Source organism: Guptibacillus algicola, assembly GCF_020171805.1.
GTDB classification, from domain to species: Bacteria; Bacillota; Bacilli; order Bacillales; family Guptibacillaceae; genus Guptibacillus; species Guptibacillus algicola.
Window position 1 is genome coordinate 95,163 of the sequence record NZ_JAIVAF010000001.1, and the last position, 22,244, is coordinate 117,406.

Genomic DNA, 22,244 nt, shown 5'->3' on the forward strand with positions numbered 1-22,244 from the left:
CCTATTCTAACGGTATCTCTTCCATACATAGCATGTTCTTAGATATGAACCCTTCAGCGTACTCGACACCAGATTCTTTTCCATAAAGATATTCTCGATGGATTACCTTTTGAACATACCCGTTTGTTAATGGGGTTTCTATTCGGTCTTCGGTAAGGACAAATTGACTTTCATAAGCTTCTAAAGCATTCTTTTTTGCATCGATCTGATCCGTAATATTAATAGTAAACTGTGGCTTGTGAAACCCGTTAATAAAATAATAGTAAACTCGTTTTACTTTGTGAGCATTCCCTAACTCAGGTTTGTATTTTCGAATACCGCTTGAGAATACCGCTTCTTCTATTAATGTAGCAGCATGACCATGGTCTGGATGACGGTCTTCAAAGTATGGGATGAAGACTGTAGACGGTTGGACTGCTCTTATAAGCTCAACACACTTTTCCAACGAGTCTTCAGACACATTAAGTCCCCGGTCGGGTAGACCGAGGTTATAGCGACCTAAAACCATCAGAATATCTGCAGCTGCTTTTGCTTCTTGCTTTCTTTGTTCAACCGTTCCATTTGAAGATAGCTCGGCCTCAGTTAAGTCACATATCCCAGTTCGCTTCCCACTATCTGCAAGTTTCTTCAATGTACCAGCCATACCGATCTCAACATCATCTGCATGCGCGCCGAATGCTAATATATCAAGTTTCTGTATTTCTTCCATGTACAATTTCTCTCCAATCCAGTTCTCCTCTTCTCAAAGCATGTACAAGGATCTCTCCGCTTCCCATATTTGTTGCTAGAGGAACATTGTATACATCGCATAGTCTGATCAGCGCAGTTACATCTGGTTCATGTGGCTGCGCTGTTAATGGGTCACGAAAGAAGATGATCGCATCCATAGCATTTTCAGCGATCATAGCACCAATCTGCTGATCGCCACCTAGAGGACCAGATTGGAAGCGGTGGATCGTTAATCCGGTTTCATCGATAATGCGTTTTCCTGTTGTTCCAGTTGCATAAAGCGTATGTGGTTCTAAAATTTGTTTATAAGCAATTGTAAATCGAACAAGATCATCTTTCTTTTTATCGTGAGCAATTAAGGCGATATTCATTAGACCATCCCCTATTCCATTATATTCTCAAGCCCATATACCAACTGATCGATTTTCAATACGGTTTCAACAGCAAGCTGTACACCAGGCATAAATGAACCTCTGTGCATAGAATCATGACGAATCTTGAGCGTCTGTCCTTCACCACCGAACAACACTTCCTGATGAGCAACAAGCCCAGGAAGTCTCACGCTATGAATTCTCATGCCTTCATAATCAGCACCTCTAGCACCTTCTAGATCTTGCTTTTCATCCTCATGTCCTTGTTCTTTCTGTTCACGGACTTCAGAAATCATTTTGGCTGTTTTCACTGCTGTTCCTGAAGGAGCATCGAGCTTACGATCATGGTGCTGCTCGATAATTTCAACGTCAGGAAAATATTTTGCAGCCATGGAAGCAAACTTCATCATTAAGACAGCACCGATCGCAAAGTTAGGAGCGATTATGGCACCAATTCCTTTTTGGTCTGCTAGCTTTGATAAGTTTTCAACATCTTCAGTCGAGAAACCAGTTGTACCTACAACAGGTCTTACATTGTGTTGAAACGCGATTTCCATATGTTTTTTCCCGTACTCAGGCGTTGTTAAATCGATCAACACGTCACATTCAACTTCAGATAGACAAACATCAAGATCAGTGTACACTGGAGCGTCTAGGGGTGGTAAACCTTTGATGTCTTTTACAGTCTCCCCAGTTTGTTTTGAATCCACTACAGCTGTTAATGAGAAATGGTCTGTCCGATCAACGAGCTTTACTGCTTCGCTCCCCATTTTCCCTCTTGGTCCTGCTACTACGATCTTTACCATATCCATCTTACTCACTCTCCTCTTCTTTCTTCGTCCAACGATCTTTATCTCTCGTATTGAATTTAGTCATAACCCGGTCAAATGCTTCATCTAGGTCGATGTCTAAAGAATTTGCAAAGCAAGTTAAAACAAAAAGAAGGTCTCCCATCTCATCTTCCATAGACCTTTCAGTTTCGCTATTCTTCTTAGGCTTCTCCCCATAATGATGGTTCACTTCTCTAGCAAGCTCTCCTAACTCTTCAGTCATTCTTGCTAACATGGAAAGCGGGCTGAAGTAGCCTTCTTTGAATTGACTTATGTATTGATCTACTTCTTCTTGCATATCTTTAATCGTCTTCTCTGACATGAGTGATTCCACCTTTCTCATCTGCTACTATGTTAGCTAAAAGACAGGGGTTTGACAAATATTTAGTCAATGCTAGTCATAACTCATCAGTAGAAAGTATATCAAAATCAAATTGCCGTTCGCTCGATATTTGATTATAATAAATGCTGTTGCCCGTAATGTACGTAAAGGAGTGTGTGGATATGGATGGGATACGGTTGAAGAATGTCATCTTTATTTTATTAGGATCTGCTATTTTTGCTTTTGGACTCGTTCATTTTAATATGGAAAATAACTTAGCTGAAGGTGGATTTACAGGGATAACCCTTTTGCTATATTTTCTATTCAATATAGACCCTGCCATTTCTAACTTGGTTTTGAACATTCCACTGTTTTTTATAGGCTGGCGCTTGTTAGGTAGAAAGTCATTTATATACACCTTGTTAGGAACAGTTGCGCTATCCGTATTTCTATGGATTTTCCAGCGTTACTCAGCTCTTTCGATTCCTCTACGAGATGACATGACGCTCGCAGCTTTGTTTGCAGGGGTTTTCATCGGTATAGGGTTAGGGATTATCTTCAGATACGGAGGAACCACGGGTGGCGTAGATATCATTGCGAGGCTCGGTTTTAAATACGCAGGCTGGAGCATGGGTCGAACCATGTTTGTTTTTGATTTCTGTGTAATTGCCATATCCCTCGTTTATTTAAATTATAAAGAAGCGATGTATACACTCGTTGCTGTATTTATCGCAGCAAGAGTCATAGACTTTATCCAACAAGGTTCATATGCTGCTAAAGCAGCGATGATCATATCCGAGAATAACAAAGAGATTGCTGAAACGATTATGAAAGAGATGGACCGAGGTGCAACAGTTCTAAATGGGAAAGGGAGCTTTTCAGGACTCCAGAAGGAAGTACTGTATTGTGTAGTAGCAAGAAATGAACTTTCGAGGCTGAAGAGTATTATTCGCCAAGTGGACCCACATGCCTTCGTAGCCGTAAATGATGTGCACGACGTCCTTGGAGAAGGATTTACGTTAGATGAAAATAAAAATCCAATTGAAGATTAATCGAGATAAACCTCGCCTGAAGGGCGAGGTTTTCAGATTGTACAGAAAGTTTTTAGGACTATCTTTCACGGGTATGGTGGTGATTTCCGCTACAGGATGCTCGCTTTCCGCGGGGCGGGCGGTGAGTCTCCTCGTCGCTTTCAAAACGCTCCTGTGGGGTCTCACCTGTCCCGCACGTCCCGCAGGAGTCGAGCACCCTTCCGCTCCAATCAACATTAGTAAGTAGTATTGAAAACCAAGACAAAAGCAAATTAAATTACTTTTATAGAAATAGAACAAAGGACTACTTAATACAAATCTCTCAGAAAGTTTACATGTACATAGAGAACACATTAATCAGGTCCAATACAAACTGAAAACCTCGCCTTTAGGCGAGGTTTACTTATTAATCTTCGTTCATTCCGAGGAAGATGAATACGAAGCGCACAAGTTCAAGTAGTGCAACTACTGCAGCTGCAACGTACGTGAGGGCAGCCGCATTCAATACTTTCTTCGTTTCGCGCTCTTCGTCATTTCGAATGACTCCTGATGAAACAACTTGTTCCATCGCACGACTAGAAGCGTTAAACTCAACCGGTAACGTTACGAGTTGGAAAAGTACAGCAGCACTCATGAAAATGATGCCGAGAAGGATGAAGTTTGCTGACGACATCAAAATACCTGCTAAGATAACAAAATAACTAAAGTTAGATCCTAAATTAGCTACTGGTACTAACGTATGTCTAAAACGTAATGGTGCATAATCTTGCTCATCCTGAATAGCATGTCCTACTTCGTGAGCTGCGATCGCTGCTCCTGCAACTGAATGTCCGTGATAATTGCCTGAAGACAACCTTACCGTCTTAGAACGCGGGTCGTAGTGATCTGATAAATGACCGCGAACTTCTTCTACTCCTACTGAATATAAACCATTTTCATCAAGGATTTTTCGTGCTACTTCAGCACCTGTCATTCCTGATGAATTGGGAACCTTTGAATATTTTTTGTACGCGCTTTTCACTCGGCTTTGAGCCCAGAGCGGTATGATTAATAGAAGCGCAAAATAAATCAGAATACTAGCCATTTCCATTCCTCCATAGTAGTATCTCTATCTCTCTATCTAACGTCAATTTTAGTCAAATAAACCGTAAAAGTCAATCATTTAACTGTCATAACAGTGTTTAATCTTTCTCTACCTGTTTATATTTTTTCACATCTGTCTTTTCTCCACGATATTTTCGATATAAAACATAGAGTAACGTAACAGTTATTATTCCACCTATGGAAAAAATCATCCAAACGATCGATGTCTCGTTCTCCTCAACCGGACCTTCATACACTTCTTTAAAATCTGTCTCCATTGTCTCAAGTTGCGTCAATAACTCTTTTTTATGGGAAGAACCATAGTTTTCAAAGAATGCAATATGGGAGTCGAGTCTTTGTTGAAGTTCTGTAGATAAATCAATTCCAAGAGCTGGTCGAATGACACTATAAGACCCTAAGAACGTCTGTAGATTCCTTTCATAAACATCGTAATCTTTGTGGTCCACAGCTGCTTTCATTTCTTCTATTAACCCAAGAATCTTATCATCCGTTTGGCGCCAAATCGGCTGCTCTTCTGTAACGAGCGCATCAACAGCGAGACGGAATTCAGTTAGTGCCTTCACTCTTTGATCTGATTCTTGATTGATCGCAGTGGCTGAATGTAATGCTCTATTGTGAGTATTCAATACAATGCGCATTTCAGTTGTCGAGAGGTCAGTACCCTCTGAACCAGGGAATACTTCAGCAAATTGTTCAAGCATTACCTTAGCTCTCTCGAACTCTTCTTGCTTCCCGAATTCAAGAACTTTTGAAGCGAGCTCATCCCATGATTGTCTTGTGTCATTATCTGTAGCAAGTACGTTAATAGGAAGAATGAAAAGCAATAAAACCAGGAGTAATCGTCTAACCATACCTGTCCCTCCTTCATCCTAATTCAATGTATGATAAAAGGGACAAGAGTAGACCATTAACTCTTCTTTATTGAATAGTCAACTTTGTACGAGTATTTCTAATAGATAGTATGTAAACGAGCAGTAGTGACGCAATAGATAGCCAGAATGTAAAATACCCGATTTGTAATGTGTATTCATGTAAAATGGAATATCTCGGCATTTGTCCAAACACATAATCGATCACATCGTTATGTAACGTCCAAACAGCTACAAGAATCAGATGCCAGCTCTTAATTCTGTAAAACGGTGAATATAGCAATCCCTCTATGGCCATCCCAAAATGAGATAAAATCAACATCAACGCGATTGGAGATAAAACACCTGTCACTTGCATAACCATGATATTCATAACAACAGCCCATATCCCATACTTGAATAACGTCACAGCAGCTAACGCCTCAAGTAACGGCCAGTTTTTCCCTAACAAAAACGCAATTAGAACAAAACAAAAGAACAAGCTTGCAGTCGGACTATCAGGTACAAACAATAAAAAGACAGGTGCAGTATCTTCGAGCTGCCATCCGTACCAGTAATACCCATAAGCTGTTCCAAGTACATTGATGATGAGCATGCTCCACAGAATTGGTTTTGACTTTAGAATATAGAAAAGTTCGTGAATCATCTGCCTTCTCCTCATTAGTAAATGATTGAAAAAAAGCTGACCTTTACAGTCAGCTTTTCAACATTATTTATTCGCTTCAGCAGTCTCAACAATAAATGCTGCTAACTTCTCTAGCTCTTCGTCAGAACCTTTGAATGCGTTAGCTGGCATACCACCAATACCATTTACTGCAATGTCTTTGATTTGATCCTGCTTTAGAGAGGTCTCAAGAAGTGATGGACCAGAGCCACCTTGCAAGCTATCACCGTGACATCCGATACAGCTTTGCGAGGAATAAATCTGATAACCTTCTGACTCTTTGTCTACTGTTGCCTCAACAATTTCACCTTGCTTAGCTTGTTTTTCCCAGTCATGAGTAACAACGGATTCCCAAGTTAGATAAACAGTCGAGATAACACCAAGTAACATAAGTGCAGTTGCTACAGGACGCTTTGCAGGTCGTCTTTCAGGTCCGCGGTCAAGCCAAGGTGCTAACAATAGGGCACCGAAAGCAAGACCTGGCATAACGATCGTACCTATTAGCGTGTAATCCCCTGCGGCATATTTATACTTCAAGAGTTGATACAAGAATAAGAAATACCAGTCTGGAAGTGGTGTATATGTTGCATCCGTTGGATCCGCTACACGTTCGAGCGGAGACGGATGAGCAATCGTTAGTGCTAGGTAACCGATAAGGAATACAGCACCAACCATCCATTCTTTTAATAGAAAGTTCGGCCAAAACGCTTCAGTTTTGCCGGGGTACTCTGAGTAATCTTTTGGAATGTTTGGCTTTCTTTGCGCAGGAATACGCGAATCGCCCACAAACTTCATTCCTTTTCCGCGATGCATCTGTCCCCCTCCTTCGTAAAAAAAATTGTTTGGTATTTACATGTAAATCAGCCGCATCTTACAACGGGCCAGAAATACCCTGCTTTCGAATCATAATAAAGTGGGCACCAAGCAATCCAAGCAATGCTGCTGGAAGGAAGAACACATGGATCGCAAAGAAACGAGCAAGTGTTTGAGCCCCGATAATTTCTCCTCCTGCAAGTAGGGTTTTCGCCCACTCACCAACTACAGGGATCGTAACAGCAATTTCTAGACCAACTTTCGTTGCGAATAGTGCTTTCATATCCCAAGGAAGGAGATATCCTGTAAATCCTAGGCCAAGCATTACGAAGAAAATTAGTACACCGACAACCCAGTTTAGTTCACGAGGTTTCTTATACGAACCTGTAAAGAACACTCGAAGAGTATGTAGAAACATCATAACGATAACTAAACTAGCTCCCCAGTGGTGCATTCCTCGAACGATTTGTCCGAATGCTACTTCATTTTGAAGATAGTAAACAGACTCCCAGGCGTTCACAATGTCTGGTACATAATACATTGTAAGGAACATCCCGGATAAAATTTGGATTACTGTAATAAAAAACGTTAATCCTCCAAAACAATAAACAAACGCTGAAAAGTGATGAGCCGGGTTAACGTGCTCAGGCACTTCGTGATCCGCAATATCGCGCCACATAGGCGTAATATCTAAGCGTTCATCTACCCAATCATAGATCTTATTTAACATAGATTACGCCCCCTAACGTGGTTCAGGTTTTCCGAGGTAAAGTTTTCCATTCTCGACTTTCTTGTTGTAAACATCAAGTGGTGCAAGAGGCGGTGTGCCCGGAACGTTCACGCCGTCTTTTGTGTAACGACCTGCATGGCATGGGCAGAAAAACTGATCAGGATATGCAGGATTTGAAGCCCAGTCAACCGTACATCCAAGGTGCTTACATACAGGTGAAAGAGCGACTATTTCGTCCTTTTCATCTTTGTAAACCCATGCGGATTGTGTTACTTCTGATTCGTACCAACCGTCTACCTGGTCGATTTTGAATTCTTTTCGTACTGGTTGATTGGTAATTTCACTTGTTTCCATTACAGGAACAAAGTCTTGCTTAGATTTTTCCTTTAACAATGGATCGATCGCAAATCGAACCATCGGCATAAGCATTCCAGCTGCCATAAAACCACCTACACCAGTCAGGCTGTAGTTTAGAAATTGGCGTCTTGTTACTTCCTTCTTCTTCGCCATTGGTTTCCCCCCTATCCTATGAAGTCAGTCCAGCCGGACGTATAATACACACATATAACTAGGACATTCCTATGATAGCGTAGTCACTCTTACGCTGTCAATATTCTGATTAGTCTTTAGCTTGCCTCAAATCAGCCTTTTATACTACTTTGCCACTTATTTGTTACAAATTGCAAAACTTGTTTGATTTGTGCTGAAATTGTTTCGACTTTATGTTGTTCATCCATGTGCTCAAGAGGGATCGCTGGCATCCACAGCAGACCGCTAGATAGGTGCTCTTCGGATTGCTTCCAATCTACATCTGAAGTAAGTGTAATAATATGTTTCATTCCACCATCTGTTAATTCGTCCTCTATTTTTTTAAATCTTTCAGTTCGAGAATCTTGAGTTTCAGATTGGAGATATGTAAAGGCTGGAACCAAAAGTAATCTGCCCTTCAATTGTCTCTCGAGTTCATTTGAAATAATGTTGATATATTCACCCATCGAAACTGTACTCTTTAAATTTGAAGTTAGAGATATTGGAATCAAAGGAACAACGGCCGTGTCCACGTATTCTCTTTCTTTTGCGTATACTTCAATATCACTTTCTGTCCATTTCATAGTTTCATCGTCCTCCCTTGTCCAATTAAATGCCAAACTGTTTTCTGAAAAGATTCTCCTAGCATATCAGCATGTTCTTTAGGCAGATCAATCCAGATCGTTCTTCCCTCAACATTCGCTATCTTATTAATAATATTCCACATCGGTTTACTCGTAAGAAGATGAGCGTTAAATAGCTTTACATGAAGATAAGAATCACCTTTCTCATCTCTCATTAGAAAAAAACTTCCGCCTCCACTACTATACATCTCTAGTTTCTCCATGTATAGGTTACTTAAGGATGGAGTGTAGGGTAGTGGATAATAAATTTCATAAGGAAAGAAAGAGAACTGACTTTCTTTAAAACTGTTGATTAGTTCTGATCGCTTCACTAAAGGATCCGTTATGCTTTTAAATACCAATCCATCATCTGTTCCATCTATTTCACCTGGACGGATACGAGCTGAAACAAGCTTCGATTTCATTGACATATTTAAATTCTTAGATAGTTCATTGGCTGGTATGTTATCCATTTCTGTAGCGTAACCCACCCATTTCATAGAATCACTCACATAAGCTTTTTGTATAAGCTCTTTCATTAAGGATGTCGCTACCCCTCTTCCTCTATAAGTAACATCAGTGCGCAACCTGCCGAGTATGCCTATTTCATCCTCAAATACTGTAAGCCCCGCTATACCTATTAACCGATCGTTCTCAAAATATCCTAACAGTGATCCTTGCTCAACAAGTCTTGGAAAGATTCTAAGTATGTAATCATTATGAATATTCGTTTTCATATTTTCTAGTAGACCATAATCTGAATATGTTAAGTATCTAATCACCTTTGAACCTCCATCTTTTACCCATGTAAACCTTTTTAAAAGTATAAAAAAACCCTTGAAAAGTTTCAAGGGTTAAAGGTTATTTAACTGTTTGCTCAGATGCTCAAATCTATCCATATCTTTTCGGTCCAGGGCATCGTCTATTTGCTTCAAGATTGATTCGCGCTTAAATCGAGTGAATGATTCATCAAGCACCATCTCTGCAAGGAAGGAATACTTCTTATCCGCTGCCATGTTCTCTGGCAGGAAAGGATTTTCTTCAAGCACTGCTACATAGTGAGGAGAAACATTTTTACTTTTGAAGTTAAGCTGAATAAAAATAGGCTCGTCCTGATTCAACCTGATATCATGGAATGATTTTTCAGGATCAGTCGTAATGATATTATGTTTGTAAAATCTGAAAGGAGCGTTTTCTACACAGTGTGTAGAAATAACGAGAGCCTTCGGGCAAAATTCTGCATTCTCAACAAAATGAACATTTCCCATAAGAACTTCGTCGCTGATTAAATAATTCAAAAGCCAGACACATTCACGCTTCTTTACCTGATAATTTTTCAGGAACCATTTAAGAAAGTCCTTTTTTTCAACGACTGAAACGGAGCTGCTCATAGCGATTCCTCCCTGAGATTTTCCTAAATTAAGAATTCGTCATTGAAGATGAATATCCTTCCAATCCGCTCTTAATCCTATTGATTTGTTTCTTCCTCAAAACGCATAATGTCTTCTTCAAGGTGAGTTAATGTCGGATCTTGCTTCAAGGCTTGTTTAAATAATTCGATCGCTTCTTTTCTCCGACCTTCTTCTATTAAGAATAAGCCATACTCTTCAAGGAACAATGGATCGTTTTTGAAATAAGTATATGCATTCTCATATCGTTTTATTGCCTCTTTATATTTCTCTTCATGTGCGAGAGCTGTTGCAGCTGACCAGTCTAGATAAGGATCGGTCTCTTCGCCTTCCTCAATGTTTTCGATGAGGTCGAGAATATCATCATATCTCTCTTCAGTTCTAAAGAATGTAGCAAGGGTCTTAGCGGCTTCTACATGAGAAGGGTTAATGGCAAGTAGTTCCCTTAAGTATTTCTCACCACTTTCTTCATCATGCGATTTAAAGCTTAGTCTGCTTGCTTGCAAGTAAAGTTCTTCATTGTATTCATCCACTTTAATTCCTTGGGCTAATGTTTCTAATGCCTCAGTAAGGGCACCTTCTTCTTCATATGCTTTCGCTAAATAAGGATAAAGCGTACTATATTGTGGGTCTAAATCCTTAAGTTCTTTAAATGCATGGATAGCCTTCTTATAATCGTTAATTTGGATAGCTGTAAATCCATAACCAAACAAAGCATTGATTTCACGAGCGTTTTCTAGCCCTTTTTCGTAATACGTAATCGCTTCTTCAAACTGCCCGCTTCCGCTTAGGGCTTCAGCAAGTCTGAGCTCTATGTTTTCATTAGCGAGCTCGCCTTTCGTATTAATCACCGCTTCGTAGTATGGAACTGCCTTACTATGATGTCCTTGAGTTAAATAAAATTCACCAAGACCAAAGTCAATAATCGGCTCATCAGGTGATATTCGTTTCGCTTCAAGCATTTTTTGCTCAGCAACTTCTTCTAGACCTTCTGTTTGGTAAAGATCTGCAAGTAATAATAATGCTGGCGGATAGGCAGCGTCGTTCTCATCGATCTTACTGAGTGCAGCGATCGCTTCTTGCTCTTGTTCAAGATCAACATAGCATTCTGCCGCTTGTACAAGAAGCTCCCCTTCATTTGGATAATGCATCAATAGCTCTTCAACGACATCTCGAGCATCTTCTATAAGTCCGAGGCTGTAATAAATATTTGATAAATCATACAGCCCTTCATGATCCGCTGTTTCGCGTACTTTTGTTAATTCTTTTAATCCTTCTTCGAAATTACCCGCCTCAATGAGGGAGATAGCTTGTTTAAGACGCTCCACGACCCAAAACTCCTTCTAGCTCTACTTTTTTTATTTGCATGACTTGCAGTGAAGAATCCGGGCTTTTTAATGTCTAACCGTTGTCCGAATCCTCGTTTCAACATGTATTGTTGATCTACTTTAATGATTTCACCGCGTAGTCCGATAATAGCTGGTTCTTCTCCATGATAATCAAGAATGGGTTGTTCATCAACTCGATTGCCTATATGAGTGGAATAAAGATTATAATCGAAATGCGACCCTTGAGTTAACGTCCCTTTCAGAGGGAAAAGCCCTGTCCGTTTTAAAAAGGAATTAGAAACCCCATAATTTTCAATGCTATCATAATCGAATGGGTCGAGTCCCTTTCTTTTGATCAAGTCATAGCAATGTTTCTTTTCTTTCACACGTATTAACTCTGGAAGATCTGACAAAAATCCCAAGTTTACCATCATCGCGGCTCGATAAGGAAAGTTAGCTTGATGAATCCACTCGAACACAAAGTTATTCCAAGTCGATTCTTGTTCAAAATCGAGCAGTATAAAAGGCAAATGGTAACGGGCACACTTTCTCATCACTTCAGGTGTGACTCGTTCAGCAGCCATACGTATACCAGGAACATAATCAATCGGACATTCATTGAAAGGTTTAAGGGCATGATGCAATTCTTCCTCAAAGTTTCTCTCAGAAGTAATAGGAACAATCGTCATTAATGTCGTAACCCCGCACTGCACGTACTTTTCGATTTCACTTGAAAAATTATCACTCGACAACGAATACATCTTTTCATCAAAACCCACTTTTCCAGGGTACATGACAAAACCACTTAATGAACAACAGATTCCTTTCTCCAATCGACCCTCGTTCGTCTTATACGTTACTTTCTCTCCAGCAACTAGATTATACTCATCACTCACACTATTAATGGAAGCCTTATTATATAGGTGTTTCAAAAGGAATCCTCCCCTGTCATTCTATAATGACAGGCTATGAGAGATTACTCACGTTTATGATACCCCACCCAATAAAAAAATTCCCTGTGCAGAAAGCGTTTGACAGCGCTTTCAAAACACAGGGACAAAAATAAATATGGATAGGAGTGGAGAGAAACCATTACTATCCTTAGTATAACAGGGAAATCGATTAAATCAACAGATTATTTAGAAAAGTTAGTAATATTTTTTTATTTCTAATAAAACAGAGAGTAAATTCTTAAGAATTTACTCTCAATTGCTTCATGTGCTCAAAGAAATCAGGGTATGACACTTTGATTGCTTCAGGGTTCTCAAGCTTAAGATCACCATCTGTCATACAACCAGCAACTGCTAGCATCATTCCAATCCTATGATCTCCAAGACTAGAAAGCGTCGAACCTGATAATCGATCAGTTTCTTCAATTATCATCCCATCTTCTGTTCCATGAATGTTTGCGCCCAGCTGCTTCAATGCATGGACAACTGCATCTATGCGATTTGTTTCTTTAACCTTGAGTTCTTCAGCATTTCTGATAACCGTTCTTCCTTTAGCTTTTGTAGCTAGAAGGGCAATAACAGGAATCTCATCGATAAGGCGTGGAATCATTTCGCCTTCTATAGTAATCCCAGAGAGGTTGCTTGTCTTAATCGTAAGATCTGCAACTTCTTCTTGGTTGATTACTCGCCTGTTCTTAATAGAAAGGTTTGCCCCCATCTGCTCTAACACATCAATAATTCCTGAACGAGTATGATTAATACCAACGTTCAGAAGCGTTATCGTACTATCCGGCACAATTGCACCTGCGACAAGGAAAAAAGCAGCAGAGGAAATATCACCAGGAACCTCTACATCCGTTGCTATGAGCTCCTGACCACCTTCAACATGAACAGTAAGACCATCTCGAACAACGTTTACACCGAAGCTCTCAAGCATGTTTTCAGTGTGATTTCTCGAACGATGTGTCTCTGTTACTGAAGTTGTACCTGAACCCTGAAGTCCAGCAAGAAGAATAGCTGATTTCACCTGTGCACTCGCAACAGGTGAAGAATAATGAATGCCTTTTAGTTGTCCGCCGCGTATGGAAATCGGCGCGTATGTACCATTATCCCGACCATCAATCTTAGCTCCCATCTCTAGAAGAGGAATGGAAACTCTATTCATTGGACGTTTTGCAATAGAATCATCGCCAGCTAATACGGAATAAAATGATCTACCAGCAAGAACACCCATCATCAATCGGAAAGTCGTACCTGAGTTTCCAACATCCAGTAGTTCGGCTGGTTCCTGTAGGCCATCGATCCCCTTCCCATGTACGGTAACCGAAGTTCCTACTTGTTCGATTTTCACGCCCATTTTTGTAAAACATGATATCGTGCTCAAGCAATCATCGCCAGGTAAAAAATTTGTGATTTTACTTGTCCCATTGGCCATAGCACCGAACATTACTGCTCTATGTGAGATGGATTTATCACCAGGAATCGTGATGCTACCTTCCAGCCGTTTGGCTCTCTTGATCGTTTCCATATTGTTCTGCATCTCCTTACTAGTCATCTATATACGTTTTAAAATAAGTATCAAGTACAAGCTTTGCTCGGTCACGATCGCTTTCAGACCTGAAGCTAACTCGCAATACGCCCATAATATCTTCACGCGTTTCGATGATTCTAATGTTTGTTATAGATATGTTTTCACTTGCTAAGTTTTGTGTAACTGCAGCGATAACACCAGGCTCATCTTCAACATCCAAAAACAAATCATAAAATGCAGGTATCGCTCCTCTTGAGCGAACAGGTAAACCATCTCTAAAATCTTTTGCATCAGCGAAGTAGCTGAAGATTTCATCCCCATCTTCCCTCTCAATATGCGTACGAATACGTCCGAGCTCATCCTTTAAACCATCGATCATCTGAAGAAGAACGTGTTTATTTCTAAGTAAGATGTCGCGCCACATTACAGGACTTGCCGAAGCGATCCGCGTGATATCACGGAACCCACCAGCCGCAAACCTGGCCACATTCAAACCTTCATTCTGATTACTTGAACTTACATAGTTTACAAGGCTAGCAGCTAGAACATGAGGGAAATGACTGATTAGCCCTACTAAATAATCATGTTCTTTAGCGTCTAACTCTACAAAAGTTGCATTTGCCCCTTTTAGCAAATGCTTTAATTCATCTAATTTATCTGCATCAACACCTGTTTCAGGTGTTAGGATGTAGAATGCATTTTCAAACAAATGAGACTTTGCAGCAGAGACGCCTGTTTTATGAGAACCAGCCATGGGGTGTCCCCCTATGAATGTTACGTTTGTTGGCAATATGTTTTTTGCATGCTCAACGATAGACTGCTTTGTGCTCCCAACGTCTGTTACAATAACCTCTTTATTTAATAGAAGCTCACTGAGCTGATCGAGGATCATTTCAGTTTGCACGACTGGCGTAGAAATAATGATTACATCAGCTGATTTAACAGCCTCTTCAAGAGAAGAAGCTGTTAAATCCACTACTCTTAATGCTTGTGCGAGCTTTAGTTGATTTTCGTTCACATCGAACCCTTTTATAACAACATCTTCATGTGCCTTCTTTATCGCAAGGGCGATAGAACCACCGATCAACCCAAGCCCAACCACTGCTATTTCTTTTTTCATGAGGGCAAGTTTCTCCGTTCTTTTACAAACTCTGTTAGGTGAGAAATGATTTCCTTATTTTGTTCTTCTGAACCGACCGTAATCCTGAGAGATGTAGGTAATCCTAGAGCACTCCCCGAACGGACGATATAACCCTTTCTAAGCAAATGCTCGAAAACCTCATCAGAAGGGATCTCAAAATCAATGAGTACGAAATTACCTTGTGATGGATAGACAGTAAGTCCATTTTCTCGGCAAAACTCGTAATAAAGCTCTCTTCCTTTTGCATTTTCTTCACGGCATATATCGATAAACTTCTGATCATTAAGCGCAGCAATCGCTGCTGCCTGAGCAACTCTAGAAGTGTTAAACGGCTCTCTTGAAGGCTCGATCGTCTGAATAACTTCCTGACTTGCAACGCCATAGCCGACTCTTAGCGCAGCTATGCCATATGCCTTTGAGAACGTTCTAAGAATGACAAGGTTGTTGTATTTAGGTAAAGCTTGTAAAGAATCATGGAAATCACTCGCTGTTACATACTCTTTATAAGCTTCATCTAAAACAACGAGAACATCTTCAGGCACTCGGTTTAGAAATTCAATTAGCTCCATTTCGGTTACATGCTCACCTGTTGGGTTATTTGGCGAGCATACCCAAACGATACGTGTTTCTTTATCGATCGCATCAAGCATTTTTTCGAGCTGATGCTTCCCTTCTTGTAGAGGGATTTCTCTAACTTCCGCATCTTCAATAACAGCATTGTGACGATATTGCGGAAACGTAGGAGTTGCCATTACAGTATTGGTTCCTTTTTCAAGATAGGTTCTACAAATCATTTGTACGACTTCATCAGACCCATTCCCGAAAACCAACTGCTTTTTATCGACATTAAGATATGCAGCAACAGCGTCTCTTAACGATGCTGCGTAGCCATCTGGATAAATATGAAGCTCTGAAAGCTCTTTCTTAATGGCCTCTTTTACAGACTGAGATGATCCATGCGGATTCTCATTAGAAGCGAGCTTTATAACTTCTTTTAAACCAAGCTCCTTTTTCACTTCTTCAATCGGTTTACCTGGTTTGTAAGGGGTCAGGCCCTTTAGTTGACGTTTTGGAATCATAACTGCACCTCACGAATGAATTTTCGATTTCTCAAAGGGAGCGACCAAATCCCTAACATAAGCTCGGATTTGTTCGATAGCATCCTTTTGTAACTCTTTATTTTGCAATGCATCTACTTGTGATTCAACTTGCCTAATAATCGCGCTTCCAACGATAACACCGTCACAGTAATCTTTGAGCTCCTTCACATGCTCAGGGCTAGAAACACCAAAGCCAACTGCTACAGGCACATTACTGTGTTTTTTCACTCGTTCTAAGAAAGTGAAAACAGGACTCCCAAAATGAGACCTTGTTCCTGTTACGCCAAGTGAAGAAACACAGTAGAGAAAACCAGTAGCCTCATTAGCTATTTTCTTTAAGCGTTCTTCCGAAGTTGTAGGTGCGACGAGTGAAATGAGAGCCGTTTCGTTTTTCTCACAGCTCTCTCTCCATTCTTCGCTCTCTTCATATGGAAGGTCTGGAACTAAAAGACCATCAACGTTATTTTTACGCACTAAAGCGAAGAAGCGTTCTTCTCCTAATTGTAACAAAAGATTATAATAAGTAAATATAATTACAGGTATTTGAAGTCCTTTTTCTCGCATTTTAGGAACTAAATCCATCGCTTTTTCAAGGCTCATCCCATTCTTTAATGCGCGTTCGGATGCGCGTTGAATAACAGGACCATCTGCAAGAGGGTCAGAATAAGGGATTCCGAGCTCAATTGCATTTGCCCCTTCTTCTTGAAGCATGATCGCAAGGTCGATCGTTGATTCAGGATTAGGGTCTCCCGCTGTTATGAATGGAATAAATAAATCCTTTTTACCATCTACATGTTCTTTGAATCGTTTATTCATCTACCTCACCTCCGAGATGTTCCATAATCGTATGAACGTCCTTATCTCCTCGACCTGATAAACAAACAAGAATCACGTCAGAAGATGGGAGTTCTGGTGCTTGTTTGATCGCTTCTGCTAGTGCATGAGCACTCTCGATCGCAGGGATGATTCCCTCTTCCTCTGATAGAATCTCCAGAGCATCTAATGCTTCCTGATCAGTGATTCCTTTATAGGTTACGCGACCTGTTTCCGATAAATAAGCATGCTCCGGTCCGATACCTGGATAATCTAACCCGGCTGAAATCGAATAAGGCTCTTGGATTTGGCCCGTTTCGTTTTGGAGGAGATATGTGATCGAACCGTGTATAACGCCAAGTCGACCTTCTGATAATGTAGCTGCATGTTTGCCTGTATGAATACCTTTACCTGAAGCTTCAACACCAATCAAATCGACATCTTCTTCTAGATAAGGATAGAACATGCCCATCGCATTACTTCCGCCCCCAACACAGGCGATGATTTTGTTCGGAGTTTCCATTTGAGTACGTGACTCATCACCGATTACACGTTGAAAGTCTCGAACCATTTTAGGATATGGATGGGGTCCGACGACTGATCCGATCAAATAGAATGTATCCTCTACATTCGATACCCAGTAACGAATCGCTTCGTTCGTAGCGTCTTTTAATGTCTTACTTCCTGAAGATACAGGCACTACTTCCGCTCCTAAGAGCTTCATTCTGAATACATTCAACTCTTGTCGTCTAATGTCCTCCTCACCCATAAAGACTTTGCATTCTAGACCATACCTTGCAGCAACTGTTGCGGCAGCTACACCGTGCTGACCAGCGCCCGTTTCAGCTACGATTTTTTCCTTACCCATACGAACAGCAAGTAATGCTTGTCCAATCGCATTATTCAATTTGTGAGCACCTGTATGATTAAGGTCTTCTCGTTTAAGGTATATTTGAGCTCCGCCGAGACGGCTCGATAAATTCTCCGCATGTGTGATCGGTGTCGGTCTCCCAGAGTATTTTTTTAGTTCTTCATGATAGTGCGCGATAAATTCCTCTGATTTCATCGCATCGTTTAATGAGCTTTCTAATTCCTCAAGTGCATACATCACCGTCTCAGGAACATATTTCCCGCCGAATTGTCCATATCTACCACGTTGATCAGGTACCTTTGTTGTCATGATTAACACAGCCTTTCTTGGAGTTTTTGGATTTTGTCGTAATGTTTCCCACCGTTTCGCTCAATTCCGCTTGATACATCGATTCCGTCAGGGTGATACTCAAGAAGTTCAGAAACGTTATCTGCATTGATACCGCCTGCAACAAACAATGGCACTCCCTGCTTTTCAGCTACTTCTTTGTAGGAAGGAATTGATTCCCAATCAAACCTTTTCCCTGTTCCTCCCCATTGCCCTGGTAGTTTCGTATCGATTACGTATCCTTCAGCTATACAAGCGAAATTCGCCATTTCCTCTTTTGCTCCGTTATGATGATGGATGACTTTCCATATTTCTTTCCCAGTCATTTGCTTTATTTTCGTAGCGAATGCAGCATTCTCATTCCCGTGAAGTTGAATGATATCGATCGGCACACTACTAACCGTATCAGCTATCTCTTCTAAATCAGGATTAACGAAAACAGCAACAATCTTCATTCCTGTAGGTGGATAATCCGCTAACCATTTCCCTACTTGGCTTTGTTCTACTCTACGAGGACTATTAGCAAAAATAAATCCTGCATAGTTCGCATGACTTTCTCGTACGAGTTTCCAATCTTCAAGTGATCTATTACCACATAACTTTAACTTAGGCTTCATAAACAGCTCCTCCAAACAGATGGCTTATCCTTTCTTCATACATGCCGTCTCTCATCAGTGCTTCTCCGACAAGAACACCTGATGCTCCTACTTTCATCACATCTTTGATATCACTAAACTCTGATATCCCACTCTCACTAATCATCAATGAGTGAGAAGGTACGAATCGACTCAAATCACTTGTGTTCTTTGTCGATGTATCAAACGTATCTAAGTTCCGGTTATTGATTCCAATAATCTCTGGCTCAAATATCTCTGTTAGAGCTTGGAGCTCCTCTTTAGAATGAACTTCCACAAGGCATTCCAGGTTGTGATCCTTCGCTAAGTCATAAAATTCTTTCGTCTTCTTAGCTCCTAGAACTTTCACGATCAATAATATGGCGTCTGCCCCAATAAGCTTACTCTCTTCAATCTGTCTTTCATCGATGATGAAATCTTTCCTGAGAACAGGAAGGTTAACATGCTTCTTAACTTGTGATAGGAATGCGTTTTTCCCTTTGAAAAACGTTTCATCGGTAAGTACAGAAATTGCATCTGCTCCAGCTCGTTCATAAGCGAGAGCAACTTCTACTGGATCGAAATTTTCATTTATAATGCCTTTTGAGGGGGATGCTTTTTTGACCTCTGCAATCAATCCGATATCATGATTAGCATTTTGTAGACTATCTTTTAGCGATACATGGTTCACTTCGATGGGGTTCGGCATCGTAAAGTTTTTCAACTCGTCTTTTTTCACTTCCACAATTTTATCAAGCATGAACGTTAAGCTCCTTTCCATTCAGCAATGCTAGTTGTTTACTCGCATCTCCACTCTCAACTGCTTTTCTAGCAATACGAACGCCTTCTGCAATCGACTCGCATACTCCTGCAAGATAAAGAGCGGCACCAGCATTATATAGAACGATTCCACTACTCGCTTTGTTTGCTTTATTATCAAATATATCGGAAATGATCTTAGCGCTCTCTCTCGCGGTCTCGACTTTAAGTTCATTTGAATGGTGTGACTCTAAACCAACCTCTTCAGGAGTTAATCGATACGTATCGATCTCACCATCTCTTAATTCCACAAAATCGGTATATGTGCTGATCGAGCATTCATCCATTCCCTCTCCTCCAGTGACGAGAAGAGCTCTCTTCGTACCAAGTCTCTTTAGCGCTTCAGCCATCTTCAGTGCTTTCTCATGAGAGTAGACACCGATCAATTGCGATTGACTTCCAGCAGGATTAGCTAATGGTCCAAGACTATTAAACACAGTTCGAAAACCGACCGCTTTCCTAGCATTCACCGCATGCTTCATAGCGACGTGGTAGTTTGGCGCAAATAGAAAACACATGTTTTTCTCTCTTAACACGTCAACTGCTAAGTTTCTTGAAGATTGCGTCGGAATCCCCAATTCGTCTAATACGTCCGCACTTCCACTTTTTGATGAAACCGCTCGATTTCCGTGCTTCGCTACTTTAACTCCCTGGCTCGATACCAATATCGCTGCTGCAGTCGAGATATTGAAGGTTGACTGTCCATCTCCGCCAGTTCCGCATGTATCGATTAGTGGGAGACCTCCGTGATCAAGCTGTAGCACATGGTTCCTTAGCGAACGAACAAAGCCCGTCAGCTCGTCAACTGTCTCTCCCCTCACTTCTAATAATGTTAGGAAGCTAGCAATCTGTGCATCATCCACTTGACCTTCCATAATGAAATCCATCATTTTCTCTGCTGTTCCCTCAGATAGTGTTGATCCATTTACCATATCTTTTAGTTGTTGTTTAAACATTGAGCTGCTCTTCCCTTCTATAAAAAATGGCTTCCGCTACCTGAATCGCTTTTATAAGAGCACTCGCCTTATTTCGTGTTTCTTCCCATTCTTTTTCGGGTACCGAATCTGCTACAACTCCCGCTCCTGCTTGTATATAGGCTTTTCCGTCTCTCACGACCATCGTTCGAATCGCAATACAAGAGTCGATATTGCCATCGAAGCCAATATAACCGATCGCCCCAGAGTAGATCGATCTAGGAGTTGGCTCAAGGTCCCTAAGAATTTGCATCGCTCTTATTTTCGGAGCACCCGATACGGTTCCTGCAGGGAACGAAGCGATAACAGCATCAAGGCTCGTAACTGAAGGAGATAACACCCCTGTGACTCGAGAAACAATATGCATAACATGTGAAAAACGGCCGATTTCCATCAATTGAGGTATTGAGATACTCCCATATTCTGATACTCTCCCGACATCATTTCTTGCAAGATCTACAAGCATATAGTGCTCCGCTCGTTCTTTCTCATCTGCTAACAGTTCATTTTCAAGAGAGAGATCTTCTGATTCCGTTTTCCCTCGTTTTCTAGTCCCAGCGATTGGATCGATTTCAACCGTTCCATCTCGCACTTGTACAAGTTTTTCAGGTGAACTCCCGATAATCTCAACATCATCCATCTTTAGGTAGAACATGTAAGGTGAAGGGTTAATTATTCTTAATACACGGTAAAGGTCCAATCCTTCAACAGAAATATCTTTCTCGAACCGTTGAGAAAGGACTGTTTGAAACACGTCTCCTTCGAGGATATATTGTTTTATTTTTTCTACATCAGCTAAGAACTTCTCTTTTGGATAATTAGATGTCACTTGAGAGAAATCCACTTCGTCGTCCATATTATCTGGAATGTAAAGCGCATTATTTTGAACAGGAACCGCTGCTAACTCAGCAAGTTCATCTATGACATGGATGCCATACTGGTATGTTTCTTTAAGGTGCTCACCCTCATTTATTCTTGCATTATGACTAACGGTAAGACGTTTAAGGTGATGATCATAGATCAAAAGATTTTCACAAACATGCAAATGATAGAGAGGGAAATCTTTATCTCGTTTCGGATGTTCAGGTACCTTCTCAAATTGACTAATCGAATCATAGCCAATATAGCCAACCGCTCCACCATAGAATGGGAAATCTGAATCGATTGTTTTAGGGTTCATTAATTGGAAAAGGGCTTCTACACCTGTTTGAAATGCCTGTCTCGTTAATACGCTTTTTCCTTCGGTATCAATAACTGAGAAAACGCCACGTCGTTCGACAAGTGAATAGATTGGATCTGTTCCAATAAATGAATACCTTGACCACTTCGATTCCTGGTCACTACTTTCTAATAAGAAACTTGCGCGCTCACCTAAATTTTGAAAAATTTGGATTGGGGTTGTCGTATCCATAAAATACGATTTCATTAGTGGGATGGTCCGATAAGTTGCTGCATCCTTTTTAAAAGAAGAAAATTCTGTGGTCAACTTTCTCACTCCTCCATTAGTGTAATGGAGAATGGAAAAGTCGAGTAATAAGAGGATTTATATTGGAGGTATGCCAAATAACAGACAAGTTGTCTGAATACTCACATACCTAAAAAGGGTATAGAAAACCCCCTGAATGTCTCAGGGGGTGTGAATAGACGTATCCCTCTAAGCTCTCCTCAACTCAACTATCCTATTCTCTACTATCTCAGCTCGTTCATTCTAATTCGTTCTTCTCTTCTAAACTTACATACATACTAGTATGGT

The 22,244-nt window shown here is 40.7% G+C and carries 25 protein-coding genes; 1 reads left to right on the forward strand and 24 read right to left on the reverse strand.

The features are described 5' to 3' along the window. Nucleotide 1 precedes the first annotated feature (1 nt). The 4 genes from bshB1 to LCM09_RS00545 are packed head-to-tail and all read right to left on the reverse strand — an operon-like array spanning nt 2 to nt 2,252. Nucleotides 2-700 carry a bacillithiol biosynthesis deacetylase BshB1 gene (gene bshB1 / locus LCM09_RS00530; protein WP_224880007.1) on the reverse strand — a complete coding sequence of 233 codons (699 nt, stop codon included), beginning with the start codon at nt 698-700 and terminating at the stop codon, nt 2-4. Next, nucleotides 687-1,100: a methylglyoxal synthase gene (gene mgsA / locus LCM09_RS00535; RefSeq protein ID WP_224877930.1), complete on the reverse strand. Its 414-nt coding sequence runs from the start codon at nt 1,098-1,100 to the stop codon at nt 687-689. The genes bshB1 and mgsA overlap by 14 nt, the downstream gene beginning before the upstream one ends. Nucleotides 1,101-1,111: 11 nt before the next feature. Continuing rightward, nucleotides 1,112-1,912 (reverse strand): 4-hydroxy-tetrahydrodipicolinate reductase, encoded by an 801-nt coding sequence (gene dapB, locus LCM09_RS00540; protein ID WP_224877932.1) that lies wholly within the window; start codon nt 1,910-1,912, stop codon nt 1,112-1,114. Between the two features lies 1 nt (nt 1,913). Beyond that, nucleotides 1,914-2,252 (reverse strand): nucleotide pyrophosphohydrolase, encoded by a 339-nt coding sequence (locus tag LCM09_RS00545; protein WP_224877934.1) that lies wholly within the window; start codon nt 2,250-2,252, stop codon nt 1,914-1,916. 182 nt (nt 2,253-2,434) lie between these two features. On the opposite strand from LCM09_RS00545, the gene LCM09_RS00550 reads away from it, so the two are divergent. Then, on the forward strand, nt 2,435-3,304 hold the full coding sequence (locus LCM09_RS00550; protein ID WP_224877936.1) for a YitT family protein: 870 nt from the start codon (nt 2,435-2,437) through the stop codon (nt 3,302-3,304). Between the two features lie 385 nt (nt 3,305-3,689). Here the strand turns inward: LCM09_RS00550 and LCM09_RS00555 are convergent, their stop codons facing one another. The 20 genes from LCM09_RS00555 to trpE all read right to left on the reverse strand — a co-directional run bounded on the left by LCM09_RS00555 (nt 3,690) and on the right by trpE (nt 21,986). Further along, nucleotides 3,690-4,367 (reverse strand): zinc metallopeptidase, encoded by a 678-nt coding sequence (locus LCM09_RS00555; protein ID WP_224877939.1) that lies wholly within the window; start codon nt 4,365-4,367, stop codon nt 3,690-3,692. A gap of 97 nt (nt 4,368-4,464) precedes the next feature. Further along, nucleotides 4,465-5,238, reverse strand: coding sequence for a sporulation protein YpjB (locus LCM09_RS00560; protein ID WP_224877941.1), 774 nt, complete (start codon nt 5,236-5,238; stop codon nt 4,465-4,467). 67 nt (nt 5,239-5,305) lie between these two features. Next, nucleotides 5,306-5,899 carry a lipoprotein heptaprenylglyceryl N-acetyltransferase LhaT gene (gene lhaT / locus LCM09_RS00565; RefSeq protein ID WP_224880009.1) on the reverse strand — a complete coding sequence of 198 codons (594 nt, stop codon included), beginning with the start codon at nt 5,897-5,899 and terminating at the stop codon, nt 5,306-5,308. A gap of 66 nt (nt 5,900-5,965) precedes the next feature. Further along, nucleotides 5,966-6,733 (reverse strand): menaquinol-cytochrome c reductase cytochrome b/c subunit, encoded by a 768-nt coding sequence (locus LCM09_RS00570; RefSeq protein ID WP_224877943.1) that lies wholly within the window; start codon nt 6,731-6,733, stop codon nt 5,966-5,968. Nucleotides 6,734-6,791: 58 nt separating this feature from the next. Further along, nucleotides 6,792-7,463, reverse strand: a complete 672-nt coding sequence (gene qcrB, locus LCM09_RS00575; protein ID WP_194221909.1) for a menaquinol-cytochrome c reductase cytochrome b subunit — start codon at nt 7,461-7,463, stop codon at nt 6,792-6,794. 12 nt (nt 7,464-7,475) lie between these two features. After that, nucleotides 7,476-7,973, reverse strand: coding sequence for a ubiquinol-cytochrome c reductase iron-sulfur subunit (locus LCM09_RS00580; RefSeq protein WP_224877945.1), 498 nt, complete (start codon nt 7,971-7,973; stop codon nt 7,476-7,478). Between the two features lie 131 nt (nt 7,974-8,104). Then, entirely contained in the window at nt 8,105-8,575 is a 471-nt protein-coding gene (locus tag LCM09_RS00585; protein WP_224877947.1) for a YpiF family protein, read from the reverse strand. Then, entirely contained in the window at nt 8,572-9,396 is an 825-nt protein-coding gene (locus tag LCM09_RS00590) for a GNAT family N-acetyltransferase (RefSeq protein ID WP_224877949.1), read from the reverse strand. The genes LCM09_RS00585 and LCM09_RS00590 overlap by 4 nt, the downstream gene beginning before the upstream one ends. A 72-nt stretch (nt 9,397-9,468) precedes the next feature. Next, on the reverse strand, nt 9,469-10,005 hold the full coding sequence (locus tag LCM09_RS00595; protein WP_224877951.1) for a ReoY family proteolytic degradation factor: 537 nt from the start codon (nt 10,003-10,005) through the stop codon (nt 9,469-9,471). 77 nt (nt 10,006-10,082) lie between these two features. Further along, nucleotides 10,083-11,351, reverse strand: coding sequence for a tetratricopeptide repeat protein (locus LCM09_RS00600; RefSeq protein ID WP_224877953.1), 1,269 nt, complete (start codon nt 11,349-11,351; stop codon nt 10,083-10,085). Then, on the reverse strand, nt 11,291-12,283 hold the full coding sequence (locus tag LCM09_RS00605) for a hypothetical protein (RefSeq protein WP_224877955.1): 993 nt from the start codon (nt 12,281-12,283) through the stop codon (nt 11,291-11,293). Before LCM09_RS00605 ends, LCM09_RS00600 begins: the two co-directional genes overlap by 61 nt. Nucleotides 12,284-12,542: 259 nt before the next feature. After that, on the reverse strand, nt 12,543-13,829 hold the full coding sequence (aroA, locus tag LCM09_RS00610; protein ID WP_224877957.1) for a 3-phosphoshikimate 1-carboxyvinyltransferase: 1,287 nt from the start codon (nt 13,827-13,829) through the stop codon (nt 12,543-12,545). Nucleotides 13,830-13,848: 19 nt separating this feature from the next. Further along, nucleotides 13,849-14,952, reverse strand: coding sequence for a prephenate dehydrogenase (locus tag LCM09_RS00615; protein WP_224877959.1), 1,104 nt, complete (start codon nt 14,950-14,952; stop codon nt 13,849-13,851). Next, nucleotides 14,949-16,052 carry a histidinol-phosphate transaminase gene (gene hisC, locus LCM09_RS00620; protein WP_224877961.1) on the reverse strand — a complete coding sequence of 368 codons (1,104 nt, stop codon included), beginning with the start codon at nt 16,050-16,052 and terminating at the stop codon, nt 14,949-14,951. Before hisC ends, LCM09_RS00615 begins: the two co-directional genes overlap by 4 nt. Before the next feature lie 9 nt (nt 16,053-16,061). Further along, nucleotides 16,062-16,889, reverse strand: coding sequence for a tryptophan synthase subunit alpha (gene trpA / locus LCM09_RS00625; protein WP_224877963.1), 828 nt, complete (start codon nt 16,887-16,889; stop codon nt 16,062-16,064). Continuing rightward, the gene (trpB, locus tag LCM09_RS00630) at nt 16,882-18,066 is read right to left on the reverse strand and encodes a tryptophan synthase subunit beta (protein WP_224877965.1); all 1,185 of its coding nucleotides are present in this window, start codon (nt 18,064-18,066) and stop codon (nt 16,882-16,884) included. The genes trpA and trpB overlap by 8 nt, the downstream gene beginning before the upstream one ends. Before the next feature lie 2 nt (nt 18,067-18,068). Beyond that, nucleotides 18,069-18,701, reverse strand: a complete 633-nt coding sequence (locus tag LCM09_RS00635; protein ID WP_224877967.1) for a phosphoribosylanthranilate isomerase — start codon at nt 18,699-18,701, stop codon at nt 18,069-18,071. Then, on the reverse strand, nt 18,691-19,458 hold the full coding sequence (gene trpC / locus LCM09_RS00640; RefSeq protein ID WP_224877969.1) for an indole-3-glycerol phosphate synthase TrpC: 768 nt from the start codon (nt 19,456-19,458) through the stop codon (nt 18,691-18,693). The genes LCM09_RS00635 and trpC overlap by 11 nt, the downstream gene beginning before the upstream one ends. After that, on the reverse strand, nt 19,451-20,473 hold the full coding sequence (gene trpD / locus LCM09_RS00645) for an anthranilate phosphoribosyltransferase (RefSeq protein WP_224877971.1): 1,023 nt from the start codon (nt 20,471-20,473) through the stop codon (nt 19,451-19,453). The genes trpC and trpD overlap by 8 nt, the downstream gene beginning before the upstream one ends. Then, complete coding sequence (gene trpE, locus LCM09_RS00650; RefSeq protein ID WP_425589972.1) at nt 20,466-21,986, reverse strand: anthranilate synthase component I; 1,521 nt, start codon at nt 21,984-21,986, stop codon at nt 20,466-20,468. The genes trpD and trpE overlap by 8 nt, the downstream gene beginning before the upstream one ends. Between the last annotated feature and the right edge of the window lie 258 nt (nt 21,987-22,244).

Coding starts and splice junctions, on each gene's coding strand:
- LCM09_RS00595 (WP_224877951.1), bottom strand. CDS start 10,005: ATGAGCAGCTCCGTTTCAGTCGTTGAAAAAAAGGACTTTCTTAAATGG.
- LCM09_RS00635 (WP_224877967.1), bottom strand. CDS start 18,701: ATGAAGCCTAAGTTAAAGTTATGTGGTAATAGATCACTTGAAGATTGG.
- qcrB (WP_194221909.1), bottom strand. CDS start 7,463: ATGTTAAATAAGATCTATGATTGGGTAGATGAACGCTTAGATATTACG.
- LCM09_RS00615 (WP_224877959.1), bottom strand. CDS start 14,952: ATGAAAAAAGAAATAGCAGTGGTTGGGCTTGGGTTGATCGGTGGTTCT.
- trpD (WP_224877971.1), bottom strand. CDS start 20,473: ATGTTTAAACAACAACTAAAAGATATGGTAAATGGATCAACACTATCT.
- LCM09_RS00580 (WP_224877945.1), bottom strand. CDS start 7,973: ATGGCGAAGAAGAAGGAAGTAACAAGACGCCAATTTCTAAACTACAGC.
- hisC (WP_224877961.1), bottom strand. CDS start 16,052: ATGATTCCAAAACGTCAACTAAAGGGCCTGACCCCTTACAAACCAGGT.
- mgsA (WP_224877930.1), bottom strand. CDS start 1,100: ATGAATATCGCCTTAATTGCTCACGATAAAAAGAAAGATGATCTTGTT.
- LCM09_RS00555 (WP_224877939.1), bottom strand. CDS start 4,367: ATGGCTAGTATTCTGATTTATTTTGCGCTTCTATTAATCATACCGCTC.
- LCM09_RS00570 (WP_224877943.1), bottom strand. CDS start 6,733: ATGCATCGCGGAAAAGGAATGAAGTTTGTGGGCGATTCGCGTATTCCT.
- LCM09_RS00550 (WP_224877936.1), top strand. CDS start 2,435: ATGGATGGGATACGGTTGAAGAATGTCATCTTTATTTTATTAGGATCT.
- dapB (WP_224877932.1), bottom strand. CDS start 1,912: ATGGATATGGTAAAGATCGTAGTAGCAGGACCAAGAGGGAAAATGGGG.
- LCM09_RS00545 (WP_224877934.1), bottom strand. CDS start 2,252: ATGTCAGAGAAGACGATTAAAGATATGCAAGAAGAAGTAGATCAATAC.
- trpA (WP_224877963.1), bottom strand. CDS start 16,889: ATGAATAAACGATTCAAAGAACATGTAGATGGTAAAAAGGATTTATTT.
- LCM09_RS00560 (WP_224877941.1), bottom strand. CDS start 5,238: ATGGTTAGACGATTACTCCTGGTTTTATTGCTTTTCATTCTTCCTATT.
- LCM09_RS00585 (WP_224877947.1), bottom strand. CDS start 8,575: ATGAAATGGACAGAAAGTGATATTGAAGTATACGCAAAAGAAAGAGAA.
- trpB (WP_224877965.1), bottom strand. CDS start 18,066: ATGACAACAAAGGTACCTGATCAACGTGGTAGATATGGACAATTCGGC.
- trpC (WP_224877969.1), bottom strand. CDS start 19,458: ATGCTTGATAAAATTGTGGAAGTGAAAAAAGACGAGTTGAAAAACTTT.
- aroA (WP_224877957.1), bottom strand. CDS start 13,829: ATGGAAACGATCAAGAGAGCCAAACGGCTGGAAGGTAGCATCACGATT.